The following is a 12,366-nucleotide window of genomic DNA, read 5'->3' on the forward strand; positions in this document are numbered from 1 at the left end:
GTTAATCCTCCTTAGGGAAAAAGATAGGTAATAATGTAATTGATTCAACAATAATTCCAAATAAAATTAATTGTGAATATGGCTCTTTAATTATAAACGATATTAATACTAATAACATGTAAACTACAATGGAGAGTATTCGTTTCTTTTTCACTAAGCGTTTAGGTATAGGTTGCTTCTTCGTTGCAGCAGGTGCAAAGGCAATTACTATAAAGTAACCGATTAAAGCAAAGAAAAGCATCTCAAATTTACTTATTGAAAAATATACGATAAGCCATGGCATCAATAGAAAAATAATGATGTTTTGAATATGACACAGTAATGATGATTTAGCATGTGCACCATGCGCATAAAACCTCAAAATCATATATGCTAAATGCATAGTTAACGTATACCAGAAAATATGGAATATTATCGCTAACCCATAAGTTACTATAAATTTCGCTATATTACTTACTACAACTTGCATACCTAAACGAACTTTTAGAAATTGTATGCGATCCAAGTTATTTCTACGTTGTAAGTAGTTGGCAAATTGATCAATTTTTGTATCTATTATTTTCACTTGTTCACTACTCTCCTTAAGTATCATTATACAATTTTGTGCAACTTATTTTGGATTTTATGCCTAACTGTCAAAAATAAATACTTAACTGTATAATGTACTTTCTAAAAAGTATTTTATCATAAAAAGGCTTACAGTTTAGTATAAAATATTGCAAGTTAGGAATTTTTTAATTCAAAGGGTTATAACCATGTTTTAATAGACTCATATCACAGAGATGTGATGGAAATAGAGTTGAAAATTTGCTTAATCTACTTATTAGAATTATTTTTCTAAGTAATTCTAGTTCCATTACTTGAAGGAAGGAGTGATTTCAATGGCAGCAGATATCATTTCAACAATCGGTGATTTAGTAAAATTAATCATTAACACTGTGAAAAAATTCCAAAAATAATTTTTTCTAGTTAGTTAAGATGAGTATTTAGGATTTACAATAATTCAAATGGAAGGAGTGATTTCAATGACTGCAGATATCATTTCAACAATTGGTGATTTTGTAAAATGGATTTTAGATACAGTAAAAAAATTCACTAAATAATAGTAGAAATTCATTGTAACTTTGTTTTCTTCGTATAAAAGGTGAGTTATTAAGCCATCCCAACTTAATAACTTGCAACATTAGTAGGTGACCAAACATTTACTAATATGACTGTAGTTTTCCTTGGACTCAGTGTTACGTATTATTCTTAGCTACCTTTAATTAGGTATTTTTCTAACATGTAAGCTATCGTAAAACAACATTCAATTTATCATTATAAAAAGAGATAAATTCACTAAAATTTTTTCATAATTAATAACATCCCCAAAAAAATAGATTGAAAAAATAACTGTAAAAACATTCCCTTAATAATAAGTTATCAAAAGCCGTGAGCCCCTCCCAAGCTCACGGCTTATTCTTATATGTGACAAAACCCACTCAATGAGTCTCATCGAGTGGGAATGATTCTTTTATTACTTATATAAATCAAGTTTAAGATTATCAAATACTGGAATTGATTGTCGTTGTTTTGTTACTTCGTTAATATCTATATTTACACTTAGAACATCTTCTTCACTTTCTAAACTTCCAATGACTTCACCATTAGGATTGATAACAATAGAGTGCCCAGCATAATCTGTTTGTCCGTCGTTACCACAACTATTTGTACCTATAATAAACATGTCATTTTCAATTGCGCGTGCTTTTAGTAAAGCGAGCCAATGATTTAATCTTACTGTTGGCCATTGTGCAACATAAAATGCTACTTTTGCGCCACTACGAGCAGGGTATCGCAGTAATTCTGGAAATCTAAGGTCATAGCAAATAATTTGAGTCGCCAAAGTCCCATCAGATAATGCAAAAGGTTCAGGAACATTCACACCGGGTGACATAAAATCAGGTTCTCTTAACATTGGAACTAAATGAATTTTATTATAATGATTAATACATTTACCACTTGATGATACTGTAAAGGCTGTATTATAAATATTTCGATCAATTTTATTTGATACAGAGCCGGCAACAATATCAACTTGATACCTTTGAGCTAGATTCTTAATAAATGGCAAACTATTTCTTAGGTTTTCATCTGCTAAATCATTTAATTTCTCTAACGCATAGCCGTTGTTCCACATTTCAGGGATAACTACAACATCTGTGTCGCTTTCTAATTTATCTTCAAACCATTGTTCAATTTTTGCCATATTTTTCTCAGATTGTCCATATTCGATATATATTTGAAATAGTTGAACTTTCATATATATCACTCCTCTTAAATGATTAATTATAAGATACTAAAATTAATTATAGATAGCAAAAAAGTGGGGTAATTTCTGTACGAAAATTACACCCACTCAGAGTTTTAATGATTCAATTATTTTTTAATAAGGAAACGAGGTTCAACTGGTTTAATATCTTTTTCGCCAGCTTGCTCACGTACATTACCAAATGGCATTTGAGCTACTAATTTCCATGTTTTAGGAATGCCAAATTCATTTGCAGTTGCTTCGTCAACGATTGGATTATAATGTTGTAATGAAGCACCGATGCCCTTAGTTGCTAATGCAGTCCATATAGCATATTGATGCATAGCATTTGTTTGATTAGACCAAATTTCAAAATTGTCATAGAAGTTTGGCATTTTTTCTTGTAATCCTGTAATAACATCTTGATCTTCATAGTAAAGAATCGTTCCGTATGAATGTTTGAAGTTATCAATTTTTTGACGTGTAGGTTCAAAATCACGGTCTGGACCCATTGTTTCTTTTAAAATAGCTTTTGTGTTTTCCCAGAATTTTTCATTTTTATCATTTAATAATAAAACGATACGAGTAGATTGAGAATTGAATGCTGAAGGTACATGTTTAACTGCATGTGCAATTAACTCTTCTAACTCTGAATCGTCAATTGAAATAGTACTTTCTAAATTGTATATTGTGCGTCTTTGCTCCATAGCGTCATTAAATGAAACGTCATTGTTCTTTTTATTAAATAAACCCATAATCAATCTCCTTTGTTATAGTTAATAACTATTTATATCATAAGTATAAATATTATACTCGATAAAGTAAACTAATAATTACTGGAAAATTTCAAAAATATTAATATTTTTTATCAATAAACATATATCAATGCATTCTTTGATTACTTTATATATACTTAGTTTAGTAAAGAAATAATAATAGGAGGTGACTTTTGATGCAGAAAAAGTTAAAACATAAATTAATGTTACCTGGATTTGCATTAATATTAAGCACATCATTTCTAAATCCGTCAGTTTTTGCTGCTGATAATTCAAATAAGCCACCTCAATCAGATACAACTCAAACAAGTGATTCAAATCAGAATAACAATAATCAGAATAATACTGATAATACAACAAATGATAGTAACAATAATGAACCATCAACTGATGATAAAAAGGATACATCTCAACCTTCTGATTCTAATCAAGATGATTCAAATCCATCTAACCAAGATCAAAATAATCCAAATAATAATACTTCAGACGGTAGTAAAGATGATAATCAAAATTCAGGACAAGATGATGGTTCTAATTCAAATGATAACTCTGATTCAAACGGTGGCTCTGCTGATAACAACGACAACCCTGGAAATCAAGATGGTCAGGATCAGACCGATAATGGTCAAGATAAACCTAATGATGACAAGAATAATGGGGCAGATGGCAATCAAGATTCTAATTCAAACCAAGATAAACCGGGTTCAAAGCCAGATGATAAAGATAATAATGATAATGGAACAACTGATGGTAATAATTCAAATCAAAATGGACAAGACAAACCTAACGGCTCTAACAATACAGATAAACCAGGGTCTAACAATACAGATAAACCAGGGTCTAACCAAAATGATGGCAATTCGAACAGGCAACCGGGTTCAGGCCAAAATAATCATCAACCATCTAAACCAGGCAATCATCAACCGCCTACAAATCATGGTCACCAGTCATCACAAGATGGAAACTCACAATATCCTGGTGTAGATAATTCAACGCATCAAACTAATGGACCAGGTTCTACGCATCAAGGGCAACCAAATTATCAAAGACCCAATCATTGGCAAAATACAAATAACCAAAATATTAAAAATGATCAATATCAGAATTCTAATCATAATTCAGTTCAATTAATGCCTCGATACGATTCTCAAAATCAAGTTTTAGGTCCTGTGAGAAAATCAAATTCACATTATCAGTCACAATCTAATACACCTAATTATGATAGCAATCGTTTTATGTGGCAAAGACCGGATACGATTTTCAACAATCAAAAAGGCTTTGAGCATACATCAAATCAACAATCTTTAATAAGAAGATTTAACTCTTTAGCCGAAGGTTCATACAAATATAATCCATTTGTGATTAATCAAATTCATCGACTTGATAACTCTAATGGTGCTGTTTCAGATAAGGACATTTACAATATTTTTAGAAAAGAAACTTTTAGTGGAAATCAATATTTAAATTCATTACAACAGTCATCGAATTATTTTAGATTTCAATATTTTAATCCATTAGATTCAAAGAAATATTATAAAAACTTAGATGATCAAGTTTTAGCTTTAATTACAGGTGATATAGGATCTATGCCTGATTTGAAGAAACCTGAAGATAAAGAATCAAGTGATAAAAGTGCTTTCAAAAATCATAGTGATGATAAAATAAGTACGTCAAATCAACAGAAAGAAAGTTATCAAAAAGAGCAGAAAACGAATCGATTACTAATGACGTTAGGTAGAAGTATGGTTGCAATCTTCATTGGTGTAATCATTGCATTTCTTCTAAAACGTCGTAAGCATGATGAAGGTGCTCAATAAAATGATATTAATAAAATAGAGCCAATCACTTTGTGAGTGACTGGCTCTATTAATTTATATTTAATTAAATATAAGATGGATGATAAAGTTGGCTTGTTCTTGTACTTTTTTAAGCGCGTCACCACCGAAGACTTGCATAATAACAACAGTACCGTTTTGTAACATGTGAATGCCGATTGGTATAGCGATTCTATTTGTATATGTATAAGCTAATGAGAATAACATTCCCATACCGAAATACATAGGTAAGAATTTAATATCATTATGTGCTAATGCAAAAAGAAGTGAGCTCACAATGGAAGCTATTAGAAAGGCAACGATACGATTACCTTTGATAGCGTTATATAATTCACCAAAAAGTACTTTTCTAAATACATATTCTTCTAAAATTGGACCAACAACTGAAATTAATATAATAAAGACTGGCATTTGTTTAGCAATAGCCATTAATCGCTCAGTATTAGGACTTTGTTGTTGTTGTCCTAAAACAAGTGTATAAATTAAACTCACAACAACTTGATATACCATGACGATACAAAATCCAAGTAATGCCCAACTGATGATGTATCGTTTAGGTTCTTTATGACCTGCTTCCAATCGAGTGGGATTTTTAATATATAAGTTAATTAATATGATTAATATAGCAGCAATAATAAATAATGATACTTGTGTATATATCATAAATTGAGTTGTTTCCATACCTTTTTCTGGATGGATTAATCCACTTCGTAATAACATGCCTGGTAAAAATTGAGCTAAGGCATAAATTAATACTGTTAATAATGACACCCAAAATCTTTTCATATTGGACCTCCGATTTTCTGTTTATAGTTTATTTTATCGTAAAAAATCATTATGTACAAAATAAATTCAAAGACGTCCTGCTTGAAATGTTGACCAAATTTGATTATTATAAAAGTAGTTTAGCACTCTAAAAGTTTAAGTGCTAAAATTCGTACTCAACAAGGAGGAACAATCATGCTTAAACCATTAGGAAATCGTGTGATTATTGAAAGAAAAGAACAAGAACAAACAACTAAAAGTGGTATCGTATTAACAGATAGTGCTAAAGAAAAATCAAATGAAGGCATCGTTAAAGCAGTTGGAAAAGGTCGCTTATTAGACGATGGTTCTAGAGTTGCTCCTGAAGTAAAAGAAGGGGATACAATTGTATTCCAACAATATGCAGGAACAGAAGTTAAACGTGGCGATGAAACATACATCGTATTAAATGAAGACGACATTTTAGCAATTATTGAAGCATAAAATAAACGTATTATAAAAAGTAAGAAGATTGACAATACTGGAGGTTAGACATAATGGCTAAAGATTTAAAATTCTCAGAAGACGCACGTCAAGCAATGTTACGTGGTGTAGATAAATTGGCAAATGCTGTGAAAGTGACAATTGGACCAAAAGGACGCAATGTTGTATTAGATAAAGAATATACAGCACCATTAATTACAAATGATGGTGTTACAATTGCGAAAGAAATTGAATTAGAAGATCCGTATGAAAATATGGGTGCCAAATTAGTTCAAGAAGTAGCTAACAAAACAAATGAAATTGCTGGTGATGGTACTACAACTGCAACAGTATTAGCACAAGCAATGATTCAAGAAGGTCTAAAAAACGTAACTAGTGGTGCAAACCCTGTAGGTTTAAGACAAGGTATTGATAAAGCAGTTCAAGTAGCAGTTGAAGCTTTACATGAAATTTCTCAAAAAGTAGAAAATAAAAATGAAATTGCTCAAGTAGGTGCCATTTCTGCAGCAGATGAAGAAATTGGTAAATATATTTCAGAAGCTATGGAAAAAGTGGGTAATGATGGTGTTATTACTATAGAAGAATCTAGTGGCTTTAATACTGAATTGGAAGTTGTAGAAGGTATGCAATTTGATAGAGGTTACCAGTCACCATATATGGTCACTGACTCAGATAAAATGATTGCGGAGTTAGAACGCCCATATATTTTAGTTACTGATAAGAAAATTTCTTCTTTCCAAGATATTTTACCTTTATTAGAACAAGTGGTTCAATCTAATCGTCCAATTTTAATTGTAGCAGATGAAGTAGAAGGCGATGCATTAACTAATATTGTATTAAACCGTATGAGAGGTACCTTTACAGCAGTAGCAGTTAAAGCACCAGGATTTGGTGATCGTCGTAAAGCAATGTTAGAAGACTTAGCAATTTTAACAGGTTCACAAGTCATTACAGATGATTTAGGATTAGAATTAAAAGATGCTTCAATTGATATGTTAGGTAGCGCTAATAAAGTTGAAGTAACTAAAGATAATACGACTGTCGTTGATGGAGACGGTGATGAAAATAATATCGATGCAAGAGTTAGCCAAATCAAAGCACAAATTGAAGAAACTGATTCTGACTTCGATAGAGAAAAATTACAAGAACGTCTTGCTAAATTAGCCGGTGGTGTGGCAGTCATCAAAGTAGGTGCTGCTAGTGAAACTGAATTAAAAGAACGCAAATTACGCATTGAAGATGCTTTAAACTCAACTAGAGCAGCTGTTGAAGAAGGTATCGTTGCTGGTGGTGGAACAGCGTTAGTAAATATTTATAAAAAAGTAAGCGAAATTGATGCAACTGGCGATGTTGAAACAGGCGTTAATATTGTCTTAAAAGCATTGCAAGCACCGGTTAGACAAATTGCAGAAAATGCGGGCTTAGAAGGTTCCATTATTGTAGAACGTCTTAAAAATGCAGATGCAGGCATTGGATTCAATGCAGCAACAAATGAATGGGTTAATATGCTAGAAGAAGGTATTGTAGACCCTACCAAAGTAACACGTTCAGCATTACAACATGCAGCAAGTGTAGCAGCAATGTTCTTGACAACTGAAGCTGTAGTAGCAACAATTCCAGAAAAAGATCAATCAGATCAAGCTGGAATGGGTGGCGGCATGCCTGGTATGATGTAAGTTCACGCCATCGCATAGATCGATTGATAAAACCTTCATAAATTAGACATAATGATAATAAAAACTTTCTAGTGATAACTTCCACTAGAAAGTTTTTTATTTATCAAAAATTATGCGTTTTCAAGCTAGTTATTAAAAATAATAACAACTTTTTCAAATAAAATAGCAAAAAAACACATAGAATAAAATAGTTGTGACACCACTTCTTAAATGTTATATTATTTATTGTGATTTTTATAAATAAATGTTTTAATTCATCAGCAATGTGTTGGCTTGAATTAGAGCATAATTCTTTTTTGACAATCAAATAATAAGGAGGAAGTCATAATTGAAACACCCTAGAAAAGACAACCAAGAAAATAAAAAAATAAACTATTTTTCCATTAGAAAATTAAAAGGGTATGGCGTAACAAGTATAACTATAGCTTCTTTGTATTTACTATTTGGACATTCCAATATTGCAAATGCAGCAGAAATCAATCAACCTAATGAAATAGAATTTAATTATACAAATAGTAAAGTAGTTAAAGATAAGCAAGATGAGAAACAACTTAATCAAAATAGCGAAATAATAAATGAAATACCAAATAATACTAACAATGAAGCAACGCCAATAATGGATGATAAACAGGTGACTTCTGAACAATCAATAAGTGGAAATAATGAACAATTAAAACAATTAATTCAACAGTATAAAAAAATAAATTTAGATGATAAAACAGATGAATCAATAAAAGAATTTAATCATGATATTTCTAATGCTGAACAATTTTTACAAAAGCAATCTACTCAAGCAGAAATAGATGGCTATTACAGAAATTTTATTAACAGTGCATCTAAATTAAAAAGAAAAAAGAATAACGATCAAGTTCTTACTATTAAAAAGCAAAATGCCAATAAAGGTGTACCTGCAACCAATTCAGAGCCATCAAGCAATAATCAACATTCTCAAGTAGTTCGACAACCAAGAGGTACAAGTTTTAGGGCTGTACCTAATCAAAACAGTAATGACCCTTTAAAATACAATGAAACTAATACAGGTGTCATTAACGGACACTTTGATCAAGTATCTGGAGGGAATTTGCCCAATCAAAATACAAGCTTAACGGTTGTTAAAGATGTTATAGGATGGACGAGTTTATCTACAGATCCAGATAAAGAATTTCCAATTGTAATGACTACTAGAGTTAGAAACTACCCAACATTTATGAGTGATAGTTCTGCTCCTTATGGTGTCGTACTAGCAAGAACTACAGATGGATTTGAAAGACGTGTACCTGATCCTAGAGTAGCTGGTATTTATCAAGATATTGATGTTGCACCTAATTCAGAATTAGTCGTAGAATTTCATATCATCAGCTTTGGCAACAATAAATGCTTGGCCTGGTGTTAAAGCCAAAATTACTACACCAGACGGTAATCGAGTATTATTTGATAAACAAATAAATGGTATGGGTAAATACCCAACTGGAAAACTTAATCTCATGATTAATATACCGAGTGATGTTGATAGAGTAAGACTATCTTTTATTCCAATTTCAAATTCATACACATTAACTTCTAACCAAACTAGTAGTGCGTATGGTTTTGGAGATAATCCAAATTACATGTATGGTGGTGCTGTTAGTAGGGTTAATGTTAATAGTGGTGCTTATGTTGTATCTAGAGTAACTGAAGTCAAATACGATTTTACGAGTGATTCATCAACTTCAAATTATGCACGTGGCACGATTACAGTAATCCTTGAAAATAAAGGCCATACAAGCTCAAATGAAACTATTTATCGAGTAACGTTACCTCAAGGAACAAAATTTGTTTCTGCAACAAACGCAAGTACAAACTATAATGAGGCAACGAGTATATTAACTCTTAATGCAGGAAAAGTATCAGCTGGAACTACTAAAACGATATCGTATACAGTTGATTTTCCAGCTGTGAAACCAAGTATTGTAGATTTAGATGGAAATGTAACTTATAGAACAGATGCTTCATTTCGAGGAGATGATAGACAAAAATCAGGTATAGATGAAGTAGAACAACAACAAGTTGCGATATTAATGTATAAAGAAGACTTAAGAAACAAATATAATGATACGAAACAATATTTGGATACAATTAATGAAGCCGATTATACAACAGTTTCAGTTAATAATTTAAAATTAAAACTTGATGAAGCAAAAGCTATTTTAGATGAAGCAAACAATAATGTGCCAATGGCTGATAGAAAAAACCAAGATTTTATCAATCAAATTACTACTGAAATTGAACATGAAAAAATCAAACTTAAACGGCTTACGCCTTCTATACCAGTAATGACTACTAATGAAGAAAATGCAAGTTTAACGGTTACTCCACAAGGAGATACTGATAAAATGACAGTGCAATACATTGGTCCGAATGGAGATGCGAAAGAAGTTATTGCTACTAAAGCAGGAAATCAATGGAGATTGAATGACACCCCAACAGGTTTTAGTATTGATAATAGAAACGGTTCAGTGACAGTCAATTATCAAGGTGTACAAAACGGTAGTGAAGTTTCCGCATATGATACAAGCGGGAATAGTGATCCAAGTGATGAAGTAAGAAAAAATGTTCCTTTAAAACAAGATACACCATTGGCGCCAGTGATAACACCAGATGAAGCGAACGCGAGTGTAACGGTAACACCACAAGGTGATTCGGATAAGATGACAGTCCATTATATAGCACCAAATGGCGATCCAAAAGAAGTAATCGCAACAAAAACAGGCGATCAGTGGACATTAAATGAGACACCGACTGGCATCAGTATAGATAATACAAGTGGAGCAGTAACAGTAAGCTATCAAGGTATTCAAAATGGTAGCGAGGTTATTTCTACAGAAAAATACGGAAATAGTGATACAAGTCCAGAGTCACGAGCAAATGTCCCGGTGAAAGAAGCGACGCCAGCGGCGCCAACAATTACACCAGATGAAGCAAATGCAAGTGTAACGGTCATACCACAAGGTGATTCGGATAAGATGACAGTCCATTATGTAGCACCAAATGGCGATCCAAAAGAGATTCTCGCAAGCAAAGTAGGGAACCAATGGACATTAAATGAAACACCGATTGGCATCAGTATAGATAATACAAGTGGAGCAGTGACAGTAAGCTATCAAGGTGTTCAAAATGGAAGTGAAGTCACAGCTAATGAGAGTCATGGCAACAGTGATTCGAGTACAGAAACAAGAGCAAACGTGCCATTAAAAGAAGCGACGCCGATGGCGCCAGTGATAACACCAGATGAAGCAAATGCAAGTGTAACGGTCACACCACAAGGTGATTCGGATAAGATGACAGTCCATTATGTAGCACCAAATGGCGATCCAAAAGAGGTTATCGCAACAAAAACAGGTAATCAGTGGTTATTAAATGAGACGCCAACAGGAATTAGTATAGATAATGCGAGTGGTGCAGTGACAGTAAGCTATCAAGGTATTCAAAATGGCAGCGAAGTCAGTGCGAGTGAAACGCATGGTAATAGTGACATAAGTACAAAAGCGCGAGCAAATGTGCCAGTGAAAGAAACAACGCCGATGGTGCCAGTGATAACATCAGATGAAGCGAGTGCAAGTGTAACAGTCACACCACAAGGTGAATCGGATAAGATGACAGTGCACTATATTGCGCCAAATGGAGATCCAAAAGAAGTTATCGCAACTAAAGTAGGTAACCAATGGGCATTAAAAGAGACACCGACTGGAATTAGTATCGATAATACGAGTGGAGCAGTGACAGTGAATTATCAAGGCGTTCAAAATGGCAGCGAAGTAAGCGTAAGCGAAACACATGGTAATAGTGATGCAAGTCCAGAAGCAAGAGCAAATGTACCGGTGAAAGAAGCGACGCCAGCGGCGCCAACAATTACACCAGATGAAGCGAGTGCAAGTGTAACAGTCATACCACAAGGCGATTCAGATAAGATGACAGTCCATTATGTAGCACCAAATGGCGATCCAAAAGAGGTTATCGCAACTAAAGTAGGTAACCAATGGACATTAAATGAGACACCGACTGGCATCAGTATCGATAATACAAGTGGAGCAGTGACAGTGAATTATCAAGGCGTTCAAAATGGAAGTGAAATAAGCGCAAGTGAAACACATGGCAATAGTGATGTAAGTCCAGAAGTACAAACAAATGTGCCAGTGAAAGAAACAACGCCGGTGGCGCCAGTTATAACACCAGATGAAGCGAGTGCAAGTGTAACAGTCACACCACAAGATGATGCGGATAAGATGACAGTCCATTATGTGGCACCGAATGGAGATGCGAAGGAAGTAATCGCAACTAAAGTAGGTAACCAATGGACATTAAATGAAACCCCAACAGGAATTAGTATCGATAATGCGAATGGAGCAGTGACAATAAGCTATCAAGGTGTTCAAAATGGAAGTGAAGTTACAGCTAATGAGAGTCACGGAAATAGTGACACAAGTACAGAAGCGAGAGCAAATGTGCCAGTGAAAGAAGCAACGCCGATGGCGCCAGTGATAACACCAGATGAAGCGAGTGCA

General features: G+C 33.4%; 11 protein-coding genes. 7 read left to right on the top strand and 4 right to left on the bottom strand.

Annotated features, from left to right (window positions below):
- Window position 1: 1 nt before the first annotated feature.
- A complete protein-coding gene (locus ACZ267_RS11905) occupies window positions 2–565 on the bottom strand; it encodes an accessory gene regulator AgrB (RefSeq protein WP_002466262.1) in 564 nt (187 codons plus the stop codon).
- 316 nt (window positions 566–881) lie between these two features.
- Between ACZ267_RS11905 and ACZ267_RS11910 the strand changes: the two genes are divergently transcribed.
- Both ACZ267_RS11910 and ACZ267_RS11915 read left to right on the top strand, forming a co-directional pair.
- Window positions 882–959, top strand: coding sequence for a delta-lysin family phenol-soluble modulin (locus ACZ267_RS11910; RefSeq protein ID WP_015364840.1), 78 nt, complete (start codon window positions 882–884; stop codon window positions 957–959).
- A 66-nt stretch (window positions 960–1,025) separates the two neighbouring features.
- Window positions 1,026–1,103, top strand: coding sequence for a delta-lysin family phenol-soluble modulin (locus ACZ267_RS11915; RefSeq protein ID WP_015364841.1), 78 nt, complete (start codon window positions 1,026–1,028; stop codon window positions 1,101–1,103).
- Between the two features lie 413 nt (window positions 1,104–1,516).
- Here the strand turns inward: ACZ267_RS11915 and ACZ267_RS11920 are convergent, their stop codons facing one another.
- Window positions 1,517–2,302, bottom strand: a complete 786-nt coding sequence (locus ACZ267_RS11920) for a carbon-nitrogen family hydrolase (protein WP_002466274.1) — start codon at window positions 2,300–2,302, stop codon at window positions 1,517–1,519.
- A 116-nt stretch (window positions 2,303–2,418) separates the two neighbouring features.
- Complete coding sequence (locus tag ACZ267_RS11925; protein ID WP_002466261.1) at window positions 2,419–3,045, bottom strand: nitroreductase family protein; 627 nt, start codon at window positions 3,043–3,045, stop codon at window positions 2,419–2,421.
- Between the two features lie 197 nt (window positions 3,046–3,242).
- Here ACZ267_RS11925 and ACZ267_RS11930 point away from each other — a divergent pair, with 197 nt between their 5' ends.
- Window positions 3,243–4,883 carry an SdrH family protein gene (locus ACZ267_RS11930; protein ID WP_463680324.1) on the top strand — a complete coding sequence of 547 codons (1,641 nt, stop codon included), beginning with the start codon at window positions 3,243–3,245 and terminating at the stop codon, window positions 4,881–4,883.
- Window positions 4,884–4,943: 60 nt separating this feature from the next.
- On the opposite strand, the gene mroQ is transcribed toward ACZ267_RS11930, so the two are convergent.
- Window positions 4,944–5,687, bottom strand: a complete 744-nt coding sequence (mroQ, locus tag ACZ267_RS11935; protein WP_002466265.1) for an intramembrane glutamic endopeptidase MroQ — start codon at window positions 5,685–5,687, stop codon at window positions 4,944–4,946.
- Between the two features lie 174 nt (window positions 5,688–5,861).
- Between mroQ and groES the strand changes: the two genes are divergently transcribed.
- From groES to ACZ267_RS11955, 4 genes are all read left to right on the top strand, one after another.
- Window positions 5,862–6,149 (top strand): co-chaperone GroES, encoded by a 288-nt coding sequence (groES, locus tag ACZ267_RS11940; RefSeq protein WP_002451577.1) that lies wholly within the window; start codon window positions 5,862–5,864, stop codon window positions 6,147–6,149.
- Between the two features lie 53 nt (window positions 6,150–6,202).
- On the top strand, window positions 6,203–7,825 hold the full coding sequence (gene groL, locus ACZ267_RS11945; protein WP_002466275.1) for a chaperonin GroEL: 1,623 nt from the start codon (window positions 6,203–6,205) through the stop codon (window positions 7,823–7,825).
- Between the two features lie 328 nt (window positions 7,826–8,153).
- On the top strand, window positions 8,154–9,218 hold the full coding sequence (locus ACZ267_RS11950) for a SasC/FmtB family protein (RefSeq protein WP_079449166.1): 1,065 nt from the start codon (window positions 8,154–8,156) through the stop codon (window positions 9,216–9,218).
- Window positions 9,187–12,366 (top strand): SasC/FmtB family protein (locus tag ACZ267_RS11955; protein WP_463680325.1); only part of this gene is annotated, 3,180 nt, incomplete at its 3' end. The genes ACZ267_RS11950 and ACZ267_RS11955, both read left to right, overlap by 32 nt.

It is taken from the genome of Staphylococcus sp. AC872, from assembly GCF_979255425.1.

What these genes read in the sequence shown, in the direction of transcription:
- ACZ267_RS11910 (WP_015364840.1), top strand. Translation starts at nt 882, where the DNA reads ATGGCAGCAGATATCATTTCAACAATCGGTGATTTAGTAAAATTAATC.
- ACZ267_RS11915 (WP_015364841.1), top strand. Translation starts at nt 1,026, where the DNA reads ATGACTGCAGATATCATTTCAACAATTGGTGATTTTGTAAAATGGATT.
- ACZ267_RS11920 (WP_002466274.1), bottom strand. Translation starts at nt 2,302, where the DNA reads ATGAAAGTTCAACTATTTCAAATATATATCGAATATGGACAATCTGAG.
- ACZ267_RS11925 (WP_002466261.1), bottom strand. Translation starts at nt 3,045, where the DNA reads ATGGGTTTATTTAATAAAAAGAACAATGACGTTTCATTTAATGACGCT.
- ACZ267_RS11930 (WP_463680324.1), top strand. Translation starts at nt 3,243, where the DNA reads ATGCAGAAAAAGTTAAAACATAAATTAATGTTACCTGGATTTGCATTA.
- mroQ (WP_002466265.1), bottom strand. Translation starts at nt 5,687, where the DNA reads ATGAAAAGATTTTGGGTGTCATTATTAACAGTATTAATTTATGCCTTA.
- groES (WP_002451577.1), top strand. Translation starts at nt 5,862, where the DNA reads ATGCTTAAACCATTAGGAAATCGTGTGATTATTGAAAGAAAAGAACAA.
- groL (WP_002466275.1), top strand. Translation starts at nt 6,203, where the DNA reads ATGGCTAAAGATTTAAAATTCTCAGAAGACGCACGTCAAGCAATGTTA.